Raw genomic sequence first — 19,377 nt, forward strand, 5'->3', positions numbered from 1 at the left:
TCAGGTCAGATAGTCATATGCCGGCGTTCCGGGCTCGAGCCGCTCGCAGTGCAGGTGCGAGTGGGCCATACGGTCCATGAGCCCGGCGAGTCCCTCGGGTTCACCGAGTTCGATGCCGACCAGCGCGGCCCCGGTCTCCCGGTTGTTGCGTTTGACGTACTCGAACAGCGTGATGTCGTCGTCGGGGCCGAGTACCTCGTCGAGGAAGCGGCGCAACGCACCCGGCTCCTGTGGGAAGTCGACGAGGAAGTAGTGCTTGAGACCTTTGTGCACCAGGGACCGTTCGATGATCTCCCCATAGCGCGACACATCGTTGTTGCCGCCGGAGATCAGACATACGACGGTTGCGTCGGCGGGAATCCGGAGAGCAGCCAGGCCGGCCACCGACAAGGCACCCGCGGGCTCGGCGATGATGCCTTCGTTCTGATACAGCGCGAGCATCGCACTGCAGATGGCGCCTTCGTCGACGTGGGTGATGTGTGCGCTGCCGGGGCGTACGGCATAGGGCTCGTCCCCGCCGAGGACACCGACCGCCGGGGTCGGCGCGACCTGCCCGAGAACCGGATGGTCGGTGATGGTGGCACCGAGGTCGCTCATCACCCGGTATCCGATGGAGCCGATGCGTTTCACCGCCGCACCATCGACAAAGGAGTCGATGACGTCGAGCGTCACCGGGCCGCCGGCGGCGAGTGCTGCGGCCAGCGACGCGGCCCCTGTGGGTTCGACGCCCACGATCGCGACGTCGTCACGCTTGGAGCGCAGGTAGGTCGCGATTCCCGCAAGGCATCCGCCGCCTCCGACGGGTGCGACGACGACGTCGGGTACCGCGCCGAGCTGCTCGACGATCTCGTAGGCGATGGTGCCCTGCCCGGCCGCGGTGCGCGGGTCGTCGAAGGCGTGAATCCAGGTCGCGCCGGTTCGCATCACATCGGCCTGGGCCGCGGCCGCAGCGGCGTCATACGTCTCACCGACCGCGATCAACTCGACAAAATCCCCTCCGTGCCAACGGATTCGGTCGCGCTTCTGCTTGGGGGTGGTGGTGGGCACGAAGATCCGGCCGTGGACCTTCATCGACCGGCAGGCATAGGCGACGCCCTGCGCATGATTCCCGGCGCTGGCGGCCACGACGCCGCGGGCGAGTTCCTGTTCGGACAGCTGCGCCATCACGTTGTAGGCGCCGCGGATCTTGTAGGAGCGCACGGTCTGCAGGTCTTCGCGCTTGAGCAGCACACGCGCACCGACTGCGGCCGAGATCCTCGGGGCGTCCTCGAGCGGCGTGCGGGCGACCGCATCGGCGATCCGCGTGACGGACGCGGTGATCGCGTCGCCGGTCAGTGCGGGGCCGTGCTGGTGAACCGGTGCCTGCTGAGTACTCACGATCTCCATGCTCTCACCTGGCAGGTCACGTGCTCACCCGAGGGCGGGCGGTGTTCGCGTCGATGTCCGTTTCGCGATGGTCGACTCCCCGTCACCGGCGGGCTTAGACTCACCCTCAGGTCAACGAACCAGTCGTCCACCGGAGAAGTCTGAGTGAGTGCATGGCCATCGGCGGACGGCGCCCACCGATGCGGGAGGCCGCCATGTTCGGACGCACCCATTCTCTGAACCGCTGGGCGAGCGGCTCCCCCGGCGCCCGCGGTGCGACGAGGCGTCCGCGTCGACGTCGTCTCGTGGTCTCCGTCTCGGTCGCCGCGCTGGCTGCCGGCCTGATCAGCGCCCTGACACCGGGGATGGCGGCCGCAGCCCCGGTCTGTCCGGGCGCCGGACAGGCTCCCCGCCTCGTCGGCGTCGTTCCGGGGGCGGCTCTGGAAGGACTCACGGTCGATACCGCCGGCCGCCTGTACACGACCGACATCCTCTCCGGCCGGGTGTTTCGGCTGTCCGCACCGGGCACCCGGGCGGTGCCGATAGCGCGGGTTCCGGAGAGCGGAGCCGGCGGTCTGGCATGGGCCCGCGACGGCGCCCTGCTCGTGGGCTACGGCGCCGATCCCCGGGTGGTCGTCGGCGATGTGCTCCGACATGCGGGCATCGCACGGCTGAACGTGAACACCCTGGCGATGCGCCCCTGGGTGCGTGGACTGTCGGCGGCCGACGGCATGGATGTGTCGGCAAACGGAATCGTCTACGCCACCAACGATTTCGCCAATCTCATCGGGCGCGTGTATCCCAACGGCGTCGTCCAGGCAGACTGGGGTTCGCTGCCCAGTGCCAACGGGGCCGTCCTCGGCCGGGGCGATCGGTGGCTCTACGTGTCCCGCACCTTTGTCAATCCCGGTGTCAGCCGCATCTCGACGGCCAACCCGCGTGTGGTGCAGAGCCTCCTGAACCTCGGCGGGGACATCACCGCCGGCCCGGACGGGTTGACGCTGGACGCCAAGGACCGGCCGGTGGTGCCGTTCAACGGCGCCGGGCAGATCGTCCGGATCACCTCACCGGGCCGATACTGCGTGCTCGCTTCGGGACTCGGTACGTCGAGCGTGCTCTCCTACGGCCGTGGTGACCGTGGCTTCTCGGCGGGACACCTGTACCGGGCGGGCTTCGACGGACGAATCTACGAGATCCCGGGCGGATTCGATCGAGGCGCCACGGCGGCCCATCCGGGCCAGTGAGAACGACCGCTCAGGATCGACGGGGTCGCGCGAACCAGACTCGCTCGGCCCACCAGACGGTGACGAGCGCCGCGCCGGACACCAGGGCAGCGGCCTGGCCCGTACCGATGAACGCGAAGGTGAGCAGCGCGGCCACCGCGGCCACCAGCACCGCGTGTATCTTGTAGGCGGGCCACCGCACGCCGGCGATCTCGATGACGGGGTGCCTCGTGCTGGTTCGGGCCGTGCGGACCTCGACCAGCGCGGTGACATTCGCTGCGGTCATGCTCGCTCCTCACGGTCCGTGGCGATCCGGTCGGGATGATCTCCACTGATCCGAGTGTAACGCAGCCTGAACTAAAATGTTCGGCGCGCCGAAATCTCCGGTTCGGATGCGGTGACTTTCATGTCCGGCTCCCGGGAGCGACAGGGCCGGCCGGGAGCGTCAGGTGCCGAAGCAGCTCGGTCCGAGTAACGCTTTGAGGTCCCCCATCAGAGCCGAACTCGGCGTGACCCGCAGTGCCTCGGTCAGTCGCAGCACCGTCGACCGTTGCTCGCTGACGAGTGTCACGTGCACGTCCGCGGTGCCGGGGTGCCTGGTCAGGACCTGTTTGAGGGCCTGGACCCGGTCGGGTGTGCAGGACCGCGCGCTCAGTGTGAGTGCCACCGGTTTGGCCGTGCCGACGACCGCCAGGTCTGGGACCGCCAGGTCGTTCGCGCTGATCATCGTGCTGTCGTCGCGGACGTTGACCCTTGCCTTGATCAGCACGATGTTGTCGGCGACGATATCGAGTCCGTACACCGAGAACGCGCGTGGGAAGAAGTAGACCTCCACGCCGCCGACCATGTCCTCGAGGGTGACGACCGCATACGGCTCACCCTTCTTGTTGACCCTGCGGTTGACCGCGGAGATGATGCCACCGATGGTGATCTGCGCGCCGTCGGGCACCGTACCCTCGAGCAGCGCCGTGATCGACGTGTCGGTCTGGGCCACGATGGCATGTGCGACACCGGCGAGCGGATGGTCGGACACGTACAGGCCCAACATCTCGCGTTCCAGCGCCAGCTTGTGTTTGGACTCCCACTCCTCGTCGGGAACCTTGACCGCGAAGACCTCGGCCATGCTGTCGTCCGCACCGCCGGCATCACCGAACAGATCGAATTGGCCGATGGCCTCGGCCTTCTTGGTGCCGATGACCGATTCGACGGCGTCGCCGTGGACCAGGAACAGTCCCTTGCGCGGATGATTGAGCGAGTCGAAGGCGCCGGCCTTGATCAGCGACTCGGTGACCTTCTTGTTGCACGCCGTCACGTCGATCTTGCCGAGGTAATCCGAGAAGCTGGTGAACTTCCCCTTCTCTTCCCGTGCGGCCAGGATCGACGACACCACACCCGTGCCGACGTTGCGGACCGCGGCGAGGCCGAATCGGATGTCACCACCGACAGCGGCGAAGTTGCGCTGCGACTCGTTGACGTCCGGCGGCAGCACCGTGATCCCGAGTTTGCGGCAGTCGGCGAGATAGATCGCCGCCTTGTCCTTGTCGTCGCCCACCGAGGTGAGCAGGCCGGCCATGTACTCGGCCTTGTAGTTCGCCTTGAGGTAGGCCGTCCAGAACGAGACGAGTCCGTAGCCGGCGGCGTGCGACTTGTTGAACGCGTAGCCCGCGAACGGGAGGATGGTGTCCCACAACGCCTTGATGGCGGCCTTGGAGAACCCGTTGGCCTGCATACCGGCCTCGAAGCCCTCGAACTCGGCCTCGAGCACCGAGGCCTTCTTCTTACCCATCGCGCGGCGCAGGATGTCGGCTCGACCGAGCGAGTACCCGGCGACCTTCTGCGCGATCTGCATGATCTGCTCTTGGTAGACGATCAGGCCGTAGGTGTCGGCCAGGATCTCCTTGAGCGGTTCCTCGAGTTCCGGATGGATCGGCTTGACCTGCTGACGGCCGTTCTTGCGATCGGCGTAGTCGTTGTGCGCGTTCATGCCCATCGGGCCGGGGCGGTACAGCGCCAGGACCGCGACGATGTCGTCGAACCCGGTGGGCTGCATGCGTTTGAGGAGCTCTCGCATGGCCCCGCCGTCGAGCTGGAACACGCCGAGCGTGTCACCGCGGGCGAGCAGCTCGTAGGTTTTGGGATCGTCCAGCGGGGCTGCGTCGAGGTCGAGGTCGATGCCGCGGTTGGTCTTGATGTTCTCGATCGCATCACCGATGACGGTGAGGTTGCGCAGACCGAGGAAGTCCATCTTCAGCAGACCGATGGCCTCGCACGACGGATAGTCCCAGCCGGTGATGATCGCGCCGTCCTGGGCGCGTTTCCACACCGGGATCGCGTCGGTCAGCGGCTCCGAGGACATGATCACCGCGCAGGCGTGCACACCGGCGTTACGGATCAGTCCTTCGAGACCGAGTGCGGTGTCGTAGATCTTCTTGACGTCCGGGTCGGTCTCGATGAGGGTCCTGACCTCGGTGGCCTCGGTGTAGCGCTCGTGCTCCGAGTTCGTGATTCCCCAGACCGGGATGTCCTTGGCCATGATGGGCGGCGGCAACGCCTTGGTGATCCGGTCGGCGATGGCAAAACCCGGCTGGCCGAACTGGACTCGGGCGGAGTCCTTGATCGCGGCCTTGGTCTTGATGGTGCCGAAGGTGATGACCTGGGCGACCTTGTCGCTGCCCCATCGCTCCGTCGCATAACGCACCATCTCCCCGCGACGACGGTCGTCGAAGTCGATGTCGATGTCGGGCATGGACACGCGCTCTGGATTGAGGAATCGCTCGAACAGCAGTCCGTGCGGGATGGGGTCGATGTTGGTGATACCCAACGCCCATGCGACCAGCGACCCGGCGGCCGACCCTCGGCCCGGGCCGACCCGGATGCCGACTTCTTGCGCATGCCGGATCAGGTCACCGACCACCAGGAAGTAGGCCGGGAAGCCCATCTGGATGATGACGTCGAGTTCATAGTTGGCTCGCTGCTGGTATTCCTCGGGCACCTGCGCACCTGGGAATCGACGCTCGGCGAGACCGTGCGCGACCTCCTTGCGCAACCAGGTCTGCTGCGACTCCCCTTCGGGCACCGGGAAGATCGGCATCCGGTCGTGATGGGTGAACACTTCCTTGTAACTCTGGACGCGCTCACCGATCTCCAGCGTGGAGTCGCAGGCGCCGGGTACGACGTCGTCCCACAGTGTGCGCATCTCGTCGGCGGACTTCAGGTAATAGCCGTCACCGTCGAACTTGAACCGGGTGGGATCCGAGAGAGTCTTGCCGGTCTGCACGCACAGCAACGCCTCGTGACTCTTCGCGTGTTCCTTCGTGACGTAATGGCAGTCGTTGGTGACCAGCGGCTTGATGCCGAGTGTGCGGCCGATCTCCAGGAGCCCGTCGCGCACCCGTCGCTCGATCTCGAGCCCGTGCTCCATCAGTTCGAGGTAGAAGTTCTCCTTGCCGAAGATCTCCTGCCATTTCGCGGCGGCTTCGAGCGCCTCGCGGTCGTGGCCGAGCCGCAGGCGGGTCTGCACCTCACCCGACGGACAGCCGGTGGTCGCGATGATCCCCTCGGCGTACTCCGCGATGAGGTCGGCATCCATCCGGGACCATTTGCCGAGCTGGCCCTCGATCGAGGCGAGCGAGGACAGTTTGAACAGGTTGCGCAGGCCGGTGGCGTTCTCGGCCACCATCGTCATGTGCGTATAGGCGCCGCTACCGGAGACGTCGTCGTCCTTCTGATCGCGGGTGCCCCAGGTGACGCGTTTGGTGTTGAACCGCGATTCCGGCGCGATGTACGCCTCGATGCCGATGATCGGCTTGATGTCGTTCTCGACCGCGGTGTTGTAGAACTCGCTCGCGCCGAACATGTTGCCGTGGTCGGTCATGCCGATCGCGGTCATCCCGAGGCGTTTGGCCTCGGCGAACAGCGGCGACACCTTTGCTGCGCCATCGAGCATCGAGTACTCGGTGTGGTTGTGCAGGTGAACAAACGAATCGGCCACGGACGCCTCTCACCTCGACTGCTTGCCAACGATCGATCATCTCCCCGCCCGCGGGCGCCGAAAATCCGGCCCCGCCGACAAGGCTTCTCCACTTTAGGCCGCGACTCGGACAGTCTCCGTGGGGCGCGCCCGGCTGTGACGGATGAGGCGATGAGTCGGTGTGTCGGGACCGGCGTGTCGCTCCCTCAGGCGGCACGCACGTCGCCGACGGCGTGTTCGACGTCGTGTTCGTCCGACACAGTCCGCAACCAGTGCCAGGCCAGTGCGGCGACCCAGAGCTCATATCCGAGTGTGCCGAGCGCGAGGACGGGGAAGACCGCCGGGACGACGAGGGTGGCGCTGCCGACCAACGCGAGCGGGATGAGAGCCAGGCCGCTTCGTCGCAGCCACCGGGCCGCATGTGTGCGCCGCAGGCCCAGCACGATGGCGCCGACGAACAAGGCGCGGGGCAGCGCCGAGAATGCCAGTCCGAAGGGTGCGACCGCATCCCAGCCGGCGAGGACGCGCACGTCGGCGCCGGCCTGCGCTGTCTCGAGTGCGACATCGTGCAGCATTCCCGTCAGCGGCCAGATCAGCGCCAGCAGAGTGCCCGCCGCGACGGCGACGACCGCCAGTACCCCGGACCGATCGGCGCGGCACAGTCGGGCCCAGACCACGCCGAGAAACCCGAGCAACAGCATCCCGGCGACCATGAAGGCGTAGTTCCCGGCCCGATAGAGGTCGGCGGCGTCGAGGACACCGGTGCCGCGATCGACCGCCGGATCGGTTCGCTGCCCACCATGGGGCAGCACCACCGCGATCATCACCACCATCACGGCCAGTTGACACAGGGCGAAGGCCAGCCCGAAACGCGCGCTGGTCCGTGCGATGCGGTCCCCCGCATGGGCCGTCGCTCCGAGGTACGTCTGTCTGGCATCGAGTTCTGTTGTGGTCATGATCTTTCCGTTCGTCGCGGTGGCGCCCGGGTTGGGCCTGCCACCACTGACGGTAGGAATCCGGATACGGTCGGCGCATCGACCGCCGGACCGATTCCGATCGGCCCACGGGCTGGTCGGCGAGTCAGCCCACGGGCTGATGACGTATCCCGGTGACTCCACTTACGCTCTGTGGGTGACCGGAGTCAGGTGGCTGCGCAGCACTGGATCGGATGCCGCGCTCGCCCTGGTGTTCGTGGTCGCCGGACTGGTGCAGCATGCGTTCGTCCCGATCGCCGCACCACTCGTCGGCGTCGTCTATGTGCTCGGATCGCTGCTGCCCCTGGCGTGGCGCCGGACATTCCCGATCCCCTCGGCCTTCGTCGCATCGTGCTTCTGGCTGATCCCGCTCGATGGCTTCCCGATTCTCGGTTTCGTCGCGGTCATCCTGCAGTTCTACTCCGTCGGGGTGCGGGGTCGGCCGCTCCTCGCGGCCTTCGGCGTGACGGTGTGGGCGGTGATCGTCTCCGTCATCGGCACCCTGCTCGGTCCCGAACAGCCGGTCGCGGCGGTCGGCGCGGCGCTCGTCGTGGTGGCACCGACCGCAGCCGGACTGGTGGTGCGACATCAGCAATGGCAGAACGCGCGGCTGCGGGCCCTGACCGCGCAGCTGCGAGCCGAGCGCCGGCACGCGGAGCAGGCTGCGGTGGAAGCCGAACGATCTCGGATCGCACGGGAACTCCACGATGTCGTGGGCCACGAGGTGACCCTGATCTCGATTCAGGCGGAGGCCGCCACGGTCGCGCTGCGGATGTGCCCCGAACGAGCCGAAGAACCGCTCGAGACGATCCGGACGACCGCCCATCGGACCCTGGCGCAGATGCGTCAGGTACTCGAGGTGCTCGCACCGGCTGCCGATGACAACGACGACCGGGACCGCGACGTCGCTGCGATCGCACGCACCGCCGATGTGGCCGGCATACCCAACACCCTCACGATCACCGGTTCGCCCGCGGCGCAGAGCTCTCCCGTCAGTCTCGCCGTTCGCCGCATCGTCCGCGAATGCCTGACCAACGCGGGCCGGCACGCCCCCGGACAGCACGTCGACCTGGCCATCGACTGGACCCCGCACCGGGTGGAGATCCGCTCGGCCAATCCCACGGTCTCGGACAAGGACAGTGCTTCCGGAGCGGCCGGCGGGTCCGGGCGCGGGCTCACCGGCATGCGGCATCGCGCCGAACTGCTCGGCGGCACCTTCGACGCCGACGAACTGGGTGGGCAGTTCACCGTCCGGGCCGCCATCCCCCGCGACGCACAGAGCGACCGATGATCCGGGTGCTCGTCGTCGACGACCAGGATCTCGTGCGGCACGGGTTACGGATGATCCTCGAGTTCGGCGGCGTCGAGGTGGTCGGTGAGGCGGCCGACGGCCGCCAAGCCGTGGACGCCGCCCGCGCACTGGTGCCGGACGTGGTGTTGATGGATGTGCGGATGCCCGGGATGGACGGCGTGGAGGCGACCCGACGGATCATCGCCGAGAACACCGGAATCCGCGTTCTGGTACTCACCACGTTCGACCTCGATCAGCACGTCGTCGACGCACTCCGCTCGGGTGCCTCGGGATTTCTGCTGAAAGACGCCACCGCGGAAGCACTGGTCGATGCTGTCCGCGCGACTGCGGACGGTCAGCCGGTCGTCGCTCCGAGCGTGTTGTCGAGGCTGATGGCTCATTTCAGCGACAGACCGCCGGTGCCCACTCGACTCCCCCCGGGCTACGGCGATCTCAGTGACCGAGAGCTGGAGATCCTCGGGCTGATCGGCTCGGGACGCTCCAACGCGGAGATCGCGGCGGAACTCTTCATCAGCATGGCGACGGTGAAAACGCATGTGCGGCACGTCTTCGCGAAGCTGGGTGTGCGCGATCGGGCACAAGCTGTCGCACTGGCCCGCGACGTCGGGCTGGGGAGCTGAGTCACTCGCGGACCTCGACGGATCGGCCGCACACCGTCAGGCGTCGCGCAACCGGTCCAGAGCCTGCTGCAGGTCCGCCGGATACGGGCTGGTGAAGGTGACCTGCCGTCCATCCGCGGGATGCGCAAACGACAGCGACCGTGCGTGCAACCACTGCCGGTCCAGCCCGAGCCGCTTGGCCAGGACGGGATCGGCGCCGTAGGTGAGGTCGCCGCAGCACGGATGATGCAGTGCGGAGAAGTGCACGCGGATCTGGTGGGTTCGGCCGGTCTCGAGGTGGATGTCGAGCAGCGACGCCGACGCGAACATCTCCAGTGTGTCGTAGTGGGTCACCGACGGCTTCCCGTTCGCCGTTACCGCGAACTTCCAGTCGCTGCCCCGGTGGCGGCCGATGGGCGCATCGATCGTGCCCTCCGGCGGATCGAGATGCCCCTGCACCAGCGCGTGATAGCCCTTGTCGACCTCACGCTCCTTGAATGCACGTTTGAGTAGCGAATACGCGCGCTCGGACACCGCCACGACCATCACCCCCGAGGTGCCGACGTCCAGGCGGGAGACGATTCCCTGACGCTCCTGGGCACCCGACGTCGCGATCCGGTAGCCCGCCGCGTCGAGCGCTCCGACCACCGTCGGACCGGTCCAGCCCTGCGACGGGTGCGCCGCGACGCCGATCGGTTTGTCCACCACGATGATGTCCGAGTCGTGGTAGATGATCTCCATGCCCTCGACCGGGGTCGGTTCGATGCGCAGCGGCTCGGCGGGTTCGGGCAGCGTGACGTCGAGCCAGCTTCCGGCCGCCAACTTGTGCGACTTGCCGACCGCGACGCCGTCGACGGTGACGTCGCCGTCCTCGGCGAGTGTGGCGGCCACGGTCCGGGACAGCCCTAGGATGCGCGCCACCCCGGCGTCGAGTCGCATCCCGTCGAGCCCGTCGGGGACGGGCATGGAGCGCGACTCACGCATCGGCGTCCTCCCCCGCGGTCGATCGATCCGCGTGGCCGCGTTCGGCGCGATGGGCCGCCCAGCCGGTGCGGGAGCCGTCGTACTCGAAGCCCAACAGGGACAGGGCGACCAAGAGGACGGCACCACACACGACCGCCGAGTCGGCGACGTTGAACACCGGCCACCAGCCGACTGACACGAAGTCGACGACGTGCCCACGCAACACTCCGGGTGACCGGAAGATGCGGTCCGCGAGATTGCCCATGGCACCGCCGAGCACCAAACCGAGTCCGACGATCCACCAAGCCGAACGCAGCCGACTGCTGTAGCGCACGATGCCGATCACCACACACAACGCCACGATGGTCAGCACCCAGGTGTAACCGGACGCCATCGAGAAGGCGGCGCCGCTGTTTCGGACCAGCCGCAGCGTCACGAAGTCTCCGGCGATGTGCACCGGTTCGGCAGGGTCGAGATGGGCCACGGCCAACGTCTTGGTCAGCACATCGAGGCCGATGACGGTGGCGGCGATGGCCAGCAACGTCCACACCACCCGGAGGTTCCGACGATCCCTCGGCGCCGAGTGATGCCCACCCCGTGGCGCGGAAGCGTCGCCGTCCGCGGGGGACGTGGCATCGACGCCCGCCGGCTCACCCCCGTCGACCGGCCCGGGTGTCGATTGACTCATGACTCCATCATCCACCCCATCATCATCCACGAGGCCTCCAATACCCTGGCTGCCGTGTACCCCCGTCTCGCCCGTCTCGCTGCCGCGGCGGCTCTGCTCATCGGCCTCACCGGCTGTGGTTCCGACAATCAGACCGACAGCGGCCACGCCGCGACGCAGTCGGCAGGCTGTACGAACGACTCGACCTCGGGTCGAGACGGTGTGAACCTGCTGTCGATCCCGCCGGCCACGGTGACCGTCGTCGACGCCGGGACCGGGGACAAACGTGTCGCCGTCGCCGAGCCCGACCGCAGCAGTCCACAATCGGTGACGCTCGTGACGACATCGTCAGTGGCCTCGGCCACCGACAGCCAGGCCCAGACCGTCGAGATGCCGCTGCGAGCACTGTTCGGGTGCACCGACCCCACTGACCTGGAGATGACGTTGGGGACCGTCACCTCGCCCGACTCGACCCTCGCGGACCAGTTGCGTCCTGCGGAGGGGTCGTCGGCCGGGCTCGCGATCGGGCCGGGTTCGACCCCGATCTCCCTGCGCCTGGTGCCCGCGGAGGATGAGGGCCCAGAAGCACGACTGGCCATCGAGCAGTCGTTGCTGCAGTCCCTGCAGCTGTCGGTGCCGGTGCCGACCGAGCCGATCGGGTCGGGCGCGCGCTGGCGGGTGGAACGCACGATCAGCGCGGCGGTGACCGTGACCCAGCACATCGAGGCGACGCTGCGCAGCTGGTCGGGCGACGCGATGACGCTCGACGTCACGGTCGAGGAGACCCCGGTGAATTCGGTGTTCATGATCCCCGGGTCCGACCGCACCCTGACGATCTCTCGGTTCTCCAATGCCGGGACCGGCCAGATCACGCTCGATGTCGGGCGTGCGCTCCCGGAGTCCGGCACCATCACGATGACCGGGGCGCGTGAACTCGTCGGCTCCGATCCTGCGCAGCCGCTGTTGCAGCAGACCGGCCTGTCCGTCGCGTGGCGGTGACCGGACGACTTAGCGTGCGCCGAGTGACCAGACGTCCCCAGGAGCCTGCCCGACAGACCGGCCGGCACGACCCGGCCCAGACGACTCGGGCCGACGGCGTGAGTCGGAACTCATGCCGTCGGCCCGAGGGTCGCTGATCGTGATGATCAGTCGGTGATCTCAGATCAGTTGGGTGCCTGCGAACTCGACGCCGCAGTCGTGCACATCGGCGTCTTCACGTTGTTCGCGGTGATGAGCGGGCACACGGTGTCGCGTGAGAGCTTCCACCGTCCGTCCGTGTAGACGATGCTCGCATCGAGCTTGGTCGGCGGGTTGTCGGGCAGCTTGACCTGCACCTTCACCGTCGCCTTGTTGGGTCCGGCCGGAATGACCGGAGGATAGATCTCGTAGGTGACGTCCGGATTGTCCTGCTTGGCCTTGACCAGCTCGTCGAAGATGGCCGGGTCTGCCGAGGAACCCTCGACCAGATCGGTCTTCTCGGTGTTCGGCACGTTCGGGTCGAGCGCCTGTTCCAGCATCTGATTCAGCGTCGCCACCGAGGGCCGCGTGTTCGGGTCGGTCACCCCGCCACCCTCACCCGACGAGGCCGAGGTCGCCGCCGACGACACCGTCGGCACGGATGGGACGTCGTTGTCATCGCTGCCGCAGGCGGCCACCGATGCTGCCACCGACCCCGCGATCAACACGGCGGTCACGATCTTCGGAAACTTCACCGATCTCCCTTACTGTCGTTCGTCCGGTCCGCGGGCGGTCTCTTTCCCGCAGATCCTGGCAGTTTCTGGCCGACATACCCCCCTCGGGGCCGCCAAAACTTCCACCACTATGCCAAATCGACGGCGCCGCGCCCAACATTCGGGACGGGAAGTCGCACGTCGGAGGCCCAACGCTCGACGGCGCACCCAGGTTCCCGAGAATCCCGATGTCAGATCTGCGACCCCCTAACCTTGGACTCCATGACGGCCACGCGCATCGTCCTGATCACCACCGGCGGCACCATCGCGGCGCAGACCACCTCCGACGGCGCGGTGCCTGCCCTTGCGGCGCGCGATCTGCTGCCGGACACGCCGGATGCCGACATCGTGAGCGTCGACCTCATGTCGGTGGACAGCTCGGCGATGACCGTTGCCGATCAATTCACGATCGTGGACGCGGTCGTCGCAGCCCTCGACGACCCGACCGTCGCAGGCGTGGTGGTGACCCACGGCACCGACACTCTCGAGGAGACGTCGTATCTGGTGGATCTCTTCCACACCGACGACCGTCCGGTGGTGTTCACGGGCGCCCAGCTCCCGTCCGACGCCCCGTCCTCGGACGGTCCCGCAAACATCGCGGCAGCGGTGGGCGCGATCACGTTGCCCGAGAGCGTCGGTCGCGGTGTCCTCGTCGCGATGGGCGGTGAGATCCGTTCAGCCCGAGGCATCTTCAAGGCGTCGACCACCGATCTGGCCGCGTTCGACAACATCCACGATGCGCTTCCACGACTGACGGTTGGTGTCACCGGAGCGCGGACCGCACGTGTGCGTGTCGACGCGTTCAGCCTGTACCCCGGGGTGTCACCAGGCCTCATCGCGGCGGCGGTAGACCAGCGAGCGTCCGGAATCGTATTGGCCGGCAAGGGTTCCGGGAATACGCACCCGGATATCACCGCCGAGGTCAACGCCGCAGTCCGGGAGGGGGTCGTCGTCGTGGTGACCACCCGTGTCCCCTACGGACCGGTCGTCCCCACCTATGGCGGCGGTGGCGGGGCCGTCGACCTGGAACGCGCCGGTGCCATCGTGTCGCGTTGGCTACGCGCACCCCAGGCACGGATCGCTTTGCTGGCGCTCCTCTCCACCGGCGCCTCCCCCGACGACGTCCGAGAGTTCTTCCGCGCGAGCGATCCTCACCGCGGGTAGCCACGGGCCTGTACCGGCTCGCGAGCCTCACCCCACGCCCCCCGACGAGCCTGCGAGCCTGCGAACCTCACCACACGCCCCCCGACGAGCCTCCGAGCCTGCGAACGCCACCACACGCCCCCTGAGGAGCCTCCGAGCCTGCGAACGCCACCACACGCCCCCTGAGGAGCCTCCGAGCCTGCGGACGCCACCACACGCCCCCTGAGGAGCCTCCGAGCCTGCGAGGATGCGTCACGAAGGGCGACCCTTCGTGACGGTCCTCCGCTATCGCTCCGAACCTCCTCAGGGATCGGGGTTTTGAGAAGCACACTTGCAAGCGTCACGCCCACGCCCACGCCCACGCCCACGCCCACGCCCACGCCCACGCCCACGCCCACGCCCACGCCCACGCCCACGAGGAGCCTGCGAGGACGCGTCACGAAGGGCAACCCTTTCGTGACTGTCCGATCGGCGCCTCACTCCGCTCGCGTCTCTCGCGCCTGCTGTTCGACATCCACTTCCTGCGCAACAGTATTGACCCCCGGCCACGCCAGACTGTCCAGCGGATCGGCCCGCTGGAGCCGCGGATCCTCGGCCGGAAAGGTCATCGCCCGGCCCGGTCCTGTGGCCCGCGTCTCGAATCGCACGGTCACCACACCGTGCCCGCTCCCCTGTACCCATCCATGACCATGGTCAGGATGCACGACATCGCTGCCGGTTTCCCAGCGGGCACCCGCGTCGACCTCGGAATCATGCTCGGCAGCAGCACCATCCGCCGCTTCACCCGGCACCGATTCCACCGGTCCTGCCGCCACGAATCCGGCCTCGAACGCATCGTCATCGATGACGGCCATGGCCGACTCTCCCTCATCCAGGTCACCGAACAGCGAGAACTGCTGCACAGCAGTCAGACCCGAGTAGCCGACGCCCACCAGACGGATCGGCCCGATGCTCCGCGGATCGAGTGCGAGACGCTGGGCGGCCGAGGTGAGGACGGACAGCTCCGTCGTCGCCGCCGCCAACGTCGTCGACCGGGTCAGCACGGACATGTCCGACCGCTTGAGTTTGAGCACCACCGTCCGGGCCCCACGCCCGTCCGACAGCAGTCGCCGATGGGCACCCTCGGCGGCGGACTCGATCGCCGGCCGCAGTTCGTCGAGTTCCACCAGATCGCGCGGGAAGGTCGACTCGGCGCTGATCTGCTTGGCCGATGCCCGCTCGGTCACCGGACGGTCATCAATCCCTTGCGCGAGGCGGTGCAGTGCGGGACCGACAGTGGCGCCGAGCACCGAGACGACCTCGAGGTCCGACAGCTCCGCGAAGTCGCCGATCGTCTCGATCCCCAATCGGTGGAGCTTGTCCCCGGACACCGGACCGATTCCCCACAACTTGCGCACCGGTAGCGCATGGAGGAAAGCGAGTTCACGACTTGGTGGAATCGCCATCACCCCATCGGGTTTGGCGAGTCCGGACGCGATCTTGGCGATCTGTTTGCCGCTCCCGAACCCCACCGACGCGGAGATGCCCACCGTGTCCCGGATCTGCGCGCGGAGCCGTTCGGCGAACGCCGTGACATCCTCGACCGTCGCACCGGCCAGCTCTTCCGGCTCTCCGAACGCCTCGTCGAACGAGAGCATCTCGATGACCGGGATCGCGTCCCTAACCAGACCGAAAATCCTGGCGCTCACCACCCGATAGACCGATCCGCGCGGCGGCAGTACGACGGCACCTGCACCGATCAGTCGCCGCGCCTGATGCATCGGCATGGCCGAGCGGGCCCCGTAGGCGCGCGCCGCGTAGCTGGCCCCGGCCACCACACCACGACCGCCGGTTCCGCCGACCAGCACCGGTCGGCCTCGCAGAGTGGGCCGCGTGAGCTGCTCCACCGACGCAAAGAATGCATCCATGTCGAGGTGCATCACCCACCGTCCGCTCCGTTCGGCATCCGCACCGGCGGAGCCGGACGAGGACGGAACGGCGGTCACCACTCCCGCATCGTAGTTCGGGCCGCGGCCGGGCAGGAGGACGGCCACCGTGACTTCAGCGGATCTCGAACACCGGCAGAGCGTCGACGTGCGCGGCGATCGCTGCGTCGTCGGGATCACCACTCATCCCCTCCGGCAGGAAGCGCTTGACCTCCCAGCCCCACTTGTCGAGGTAGGCCCGGATCATCGGTGCGCGATCGGCAGCGGGCACCTCGACCAGGGTGATCGCGCGCCGACGCCGTCCCCGGCGTAGCTCTCCGGCATTGTTCACCCGCACGTTTCGCACCCACTGCGTGGTGCCGCGGGGAGCGACGAGATACTCGCGACCCTCGTACGTCATCGGGTTGACCGGCACTGTCTGCGGATTCCCACTGACCCGACCGGTGACCGTCAAGGTCTGCGCTCCGGCCAGATTGATACCGCGATCGACGAGCCACCGCACCACGCCGTTGAAGACATTGTCCATTCCCTGAGGTCCGCGGTAGTGCGTGTGCGCTGCGTTCATGATGTGTCCTTTCTGAGTTCCGACGTTTCGAGAGCACTGCTCTCGAAATCGAGTATGCACCGCGTCGGCGACAAATACAAGAGCAGTGCTCTCGTTTTGTGGCAGACTGGTGACATGACCGGAGGAACGACACGAAAAGCCAACCGGGCGGCGATGGAATCGGAGATCCGACGACTCGGACGCGAACATCTGCGCACGCAGGGCGCGGCCGGATTGTCGTTGCGAGCGATCGCACGCGACCTCGGGGTGGTGTCGTCTGCGGTCTACCGGTACGTCCCGAGCCGGGACGACCTGTTGACGATTCTGCTGGTCGAGGCCTACTCCGACCTCGCCGACGTCGTCGAGAAGGCACTGTCGGACATCGCAACCGATCGGCACCGCGATCGCCTGCGCGCCGCCACCCGCGCGTTGCGCACCTGGGCCGTCGACGACCCGTCGCGCTGGGCACTGCTCTGCGGCAGCCCGGTGCCCGGCTATGCCGCTCCCGCGGAAGCGACCGTCGAACCCGGCACACGAGTCGTCGCGATGCTCATCGCCGAGTTCGCGCGCGCGGAGTCCGCGGGTCTGGTCTCCGTCGACCCGACCGCCGCCCCCGATGAACTGAGCGGCGACCTCGCCAAGATCCGCGAGGAGTTCGGCGCCGACCTCTCCGACGCCGGACTCCTCGCCGCGACATCACTCTGGTCCACCACGGTCGGTGCGATCAGCCTCGAGGTTTTCGGACAGTACGGCCCGGACACCTTCGAGGATCCCGAAACCCTGTTCGTCGCCTTGGTCGACCGGGCACTCGCAGCGGTTCGGGCCTGAGCCGCTACCGCGCGATCGGCCGCTCGGTGCCGATCCCGGTCAGCTTCTCCGGGTTTCGGGTCGCATAGATGTTGCCGATGACACCGTCGACGACATCGAGCACGAAGACGCCCTGGAGCTCACCATCGAAAAAGACACGCATGCCGGGGAGGCTGTTGAAGATCGCCGGCTCGACGCGGAAATCGTCGAGCCGAGATCCGACGCGGGAGAAGCCGGCCATGAGCCGAGCCACCGCCAACGCCCCACGAACCGGTTTGCGGACCGCGCTGGCCTTCCCGTCGCTGTCCGCTGTGAACTCCACGTCCGGCGACAAGATCGACATGAGTTCCTCGATGTCCCCCGATTCGGCGGCGGCCATGAACACAGCCGTCACCTCCGCCGTCCGCGCGGCGTCGACCGGCTGGAACCGGTGACGGCGCGCGTGGACGTGGGCTCGGGCCCGGTGCGACATCTGACGCACGGCCGTCGCGGATCTACCGACCATGTCGGCGATCTCGTCGTGGGAGAACGCGAACACCTCGCGCAGGACGAACACGACGCGTTCGTCCGGGGTCAGGCTCTCCAGCACCACCAACATCGCCGTGGACACCGACTCCGCCAACACGACATCCTCGGATGCGTCGCGTTCGTCCAGGAGGATCGGTTCGGGGAGCCATGGTCCGACGTATTCCTCACGGCGTCGTGAGGACGCGCGCAGCATGTTCAGGGCCTGCCGGGTCACCACCTTGGCGAGGTAGGACCTGCTGTCGGTCACCGTGTCGAGATCGACGTCCGCCCACCGCAGATAGCTCTCCTGCAGTACGTCGTCGGCGTCGGTGGCCGACCCGAGGATCTCATAGGCCACCGTGAACAGCAGCGGCCGCAGCTCGGTGAACCGAGCAGCATGTTCGTCAGCGTCGGGCACCGAGATCATCCGGCCACCTCGGCGGGCAGTTGCGCGGCCACCACGCGTGGATGTCTCGAGAACGACGGCGTGACACCGGGCCGACGGGCCTCCAACCGCAATCCCCAGATCACGCTGCGGCACACCATTTCCTTGATGAACGTGGCGGTCCGTCCGCTGATCGCGAACTGAACCGGGGCGTCGTCTTTCCTGGTCGGCTGAATCACCGCGCCGTGGCGACCGAGTGACGTGCACTGTCCGACGAAGATCGTCTGCGACGCCGTCGCCTGCGCGCCGGACAGATGCGCCAGAACCGTGTCGGCGGCGTTGGGCCCCAATTGGTTGGCCGCCTGGCAACTCATCCGATACGGCGCACCCGACGGTGCCACCGAATCACCGGCCCCGACGATCCGCGGATCGTCGACGCTGGTCAGTGTTTCGTCGGTGATCAGCCGGCCGATCCCGTCGGTGGTGAGGCCGCTCGATACAGCCAGATCGGGCACCCGGAAGCCCGCGGCGACGATGGTCGTCGTGCTGGGCAGGATCTCCCGGGTGTCGGCTCCCACGACGGTCACGGTATCGGGTCCGACGGCCTCGACGCGATGGTCTTCCACGATCTCCACGCCCAGCTTCGCCAACCGCCGCCGCACCGATCGGCGAGCCCGGTCCCCGAACGACGGGGCGAGAACGCCGCGACAGACGAGCCGTACGGCCAGACCCGTCTCCGCGAGTTCGGCCGCCATCTCGATGCCCGTGAGCCCGCCGCCGACCACGGTCGTCGTCGAGTCGGGGCCGGAGGCGATCAGATGCTCGCGGAGTCGTTGCGCCGCTTCCCATTCGCCGAGCGGAAAGCCGTTCTCGGCCAGGCCCGGGATCGCGTCGGCGGGCGTGGCCGTCGAGCCCACCGCATAGACGAGGTGGTCATAGCCGAGTGCCTCGCCCGAGGCCAGTTCCACCCGGCCGGCCGCGACATCGATCCGCGTGGCGCTGTCCACGACCAGCCGCACATCCGCACCGATGACTCGCTCGAATTCCTGCTCGGCGGTGCCGGTCCCGGCGATCCACTGGTGCAGTCGGATGCGGTGGACGAACTGCGGCCGTGGATTCACCAGCACCACATCCGCGTCAGCCGTCGACAGCCGGTTGGCGGCCATCGTCCCGGCGTAGCCGCCGCCCAGGATCACGATCTGTGCACGGCGCGAGGTCTGAGACTGTGAGGTGTTCATGGTTGCTCCTCTCGAAGGTGGACAA

17 protein-coding genes are annotated in these 19,377 nt (G+C 67.6%); 6 read left to right on the forward strand and 11 right to left on the reverse strand.

The annotated features are described in order from the left end of the window. Positions 1–1,386, reverse strand: coding sequence for a threonine ammonia-lyase IlvA (ilvA, locus tag ACVT6V_RS21340; protein WP_489896108.1), 1,386 nt, complete (start codon positions 1,384–1,386; stop codon positions 1–3). A gap of 308 nt (positions 1,387–1,694) precedes the next feature. Between ilvA and ACVT6V_RS21345 the strand changes: the two genes are divergently transcribed. Beyond that, the gene (locus ACVT6V_RS21345) at positions 1,695–2,609 is read left to right on the forward strand and encodes an SMP-30/gluconolactonase/LRE family protein (RefSeq protein WP_489900933.1); all 915 of its coding nucleotides are present in this window, start codon (positions 1,695–1,697) and stop codon (positions 2,607–2,609) included. Between the two features lie 10 nt (positions 2,610–2,619). Here the strand turns inward: ACVT6V_RS21345 and ACVT6V_RS21350 are convergent, their stop codons facing one another. The 3 genes from ACVT6V_RS21350 to ACVT6V_RS21360 all read right to left on the reverse strand — a co-directional run bounded on the left by ACVT6V_RS21350 (position 2,620) and on the right by ACVT6V_RS21360 (position 7,514). After that, on the reverse strand, positions 2,620–2,874 hold the full coding sequence (locus ACVT6V_RS21350; RefSeq protein WP_489896109.1) for a hypothetical protein: 255 nt from the start codon (positions 2,872–2,874) through the stop codon (positions 2,620–2,622). 159 nt (positions 2,875–3,033) lie between these two features. Beyond that, complete coding sequence (gene dnaE, locus ACVT6V_RS21355) at positions 3,034–6,579, reverse strand: DNA polymerase III subunit alpha (protein WP_489896110.1); 3,546 nt, start codon at positions 6,577–6,579, stop codon at positions 3,034–3,036. A gap of 185 nt (positions 6,580–6,764) precedes the next feature. Then, positions 6,765–7,514: a hypothetical protein gene (locus ACVT6V_RS21360; RefSeq protein WP_489896111.1), complete on the reverse strand. Its 750-nt coding sequence runs from the start codon at positions 7,512–7,514 to the stop codon at positions 6,765–6,767. On the opposite strand from ACVT6V_RS21360, the gene ACVT6V_RS21365 reads away from it, so the two are divergent. Further along, a complete protein-coding gene (locus ACVT6V_RS21365; RefSeq protein ID WP_489896112.1) occupies positions 7,513–8,823 on the forward strand; it encodes a sensor histidine kinase in 1,311 nt (436 codons plus the stop codon). The two genes, ACVT6V_RS21360 and ACVT6V_RS21365, sit on opposite strands and share 2 nt — an antisense overlap. Next, positions 8,820–9,464 (forward strand): response regulator, encoded by a 645-nt coding sequence (locus ACVT6V_RS21370; RefSeq protein ID WP_489896113.1) that lies wholly within the window; start codon positions 8,820–8,822, stop codon positions 9,462–9,464. The genes ACVT6V_RS21365 and ACVT6V_RS21370 overlap by 4 nt, the downstream gene beginning before the upstream one ends. A 36-nt stretch (positions 9,465–9,500) precedes the next feature. Here the strand turns inward: ACVT6V_RS21370 and ACVT6V_RS21375 are convergent, their stop codons facing one another. Together ACVT6V_RS21375 and lspA are read right to left on the reverse strand one after the other, a co-directional pair. Beyond that, positions 9,501–10,427 carry an RluA family pseudouridine synthase gene (locus ACVT6V_RS21375; RefSeq protein ID WP_489896114.1) on the reverse strand — a complete coding sequence of 309 codons (927 nt, stop codon included), beginning with the start codon at positions 10,425–10,427 and terminating at the stop codon, positions 9,501–9,503. Next, complete coding sequence (gene lspA, locus ACVT6V_RS21380; RefSeq protein WP_489896115.1) at positions 10,420–11,094, reverse strand: signal peptidase II; 675 nt, start codon at positions 11,092–11,094, stop codon at positions 10,420–10,422. Before lspA ends, ACVT6V_RS21375 begins: the two co-directional genes overlap by 8 nt. Before the next feature lie 54 nt (positions 11,095–11,148). Between lspA and ACVT6V_RS21385 the strand changes: the two genes are divergently transcribed. Continuing rightward, entirely contained in the window at positions 11,149–12,072 is a 924-nt protein-coding gene (locus tag ACVT6V_RS21385; protein ID WP_489896116.1) for a hypothetical protein, read from the forward strand. A 164-nt stretch (positions 12,073–12,236) separates the two neighbouring features. Here ACVT6V_RS21385 and ACVT6V_RS21390 read toward each other — a convergent pair whose 3' ends face one another. Beyond that, positions 12,237–12,785 carry a WKL family lipoprotein gene (locus ACVT6V_RS21390; protein WP_489896117.1) on the reverse strand — a complete coding sequence of 183 codons (549 nt, stop codon included), beginning with the start codon at positions 12,783–12,785 and terminating at the stop codon, positions 12,237–12,239. A 240-nt stretch (positions 12,786–13,025) separates the two neighbouring features. Here ACVT6V_RS21390 and ACVT6V_RS21395 point away from each other — a divergent pair, with 240 nt between their 5' ends. After that, positions 13,026–13,967, forward strand: coding sequence for an asparaginase (locus ACVT6V_RS21395; protein ID WP_489896118.1), 942 nt, complete (start codon positions 13,026–13,028; stop codon positions 13,965–13,967). Positions 13,968–14,422: 455 nt separating this feature from the next. On the opposite strand, the gene ACVT6V_RS21400 is transcribed toward ACVT6V_RS21395, so the two are convergent. Beyond that, on the reverse strand, positions 14,423–15,865 hold the full coding sequence (locus tag ACVT6V_RS21400; protein ID WP_489900935.1) for a DNA polymerase IV: 1,443 nt from the start codon (positions 15,863–15,865) through the stop codon (positions 14,423–14,425). Positions 15,866–15,986: 121 nt separating this feature from the next. Continuing rightward, positions 15,987–16,436 (reverse strand): nitroreductase/quinone reductase family protein, encoded by a 450-nt coding sequence (locus ACVT6V_RS21405; protein WP_489896119.1) that lies wholly within the window; start codon positions 16,434–16,436, stop codon positions 15,987–15,989. Between the two features lie 114 nt (positions 16,437–16,550). Here ACVT6V_RS21405 and ACVT6V_RS21410 point away from each other — a divergent pair, with 114 nt between their 5' ends. Beyond that, positions 16,551–17,243 (forward strand): TetR/AcrR family transcriptional regulator, encoded by a 693-nt coding sequence (locus ACVT6V_RS21410; protein WP_489896120.1) that lies wholly within the window; start codon positions 16,551–16,553, stop codon positions 17,241–17,243. Positions 17,244–17,247: 4 nt separating this feature from the next. Here the strand turns inward: ACVT6V_RS21410 and sigJ are convergent, their stop codons facing one another. Both sigJ and ACVT6V_RS21420 read right to left on the reverse strand, forming a co-directional pair. Further along, positions 17,248–18,156, reverse strand: a complete 909-nt coding sequence (sigJ, locus tag ACVT6V_RS21415) for an RNA polymerase sigma factor SigJ (protein ID WP_489896121.1) — start codon at positions 18,154–18,156, stop codon at positions 17,248–17,250. Further along, a complete protein-coding gene (locus ACVT6V_RS21420; RefSeq protein ID WP_489896122.1) occupies positions 18,153–19,352 on the reverse strand; it encodes an NAD(P)/FAD-dependent oxidoreductase in 1,200 nt (399 codons plus the stop codon). Before ACVT6V_RS21420 ends, sigJ begins: the two co-directional genes overlap by 4 nt. Between the last annotated feature and the right edge of the window lie 25 nt (positions 19,353–19,377).

This window comes from Gordonia sp. LMA167, from assembly GCF_058130025.1.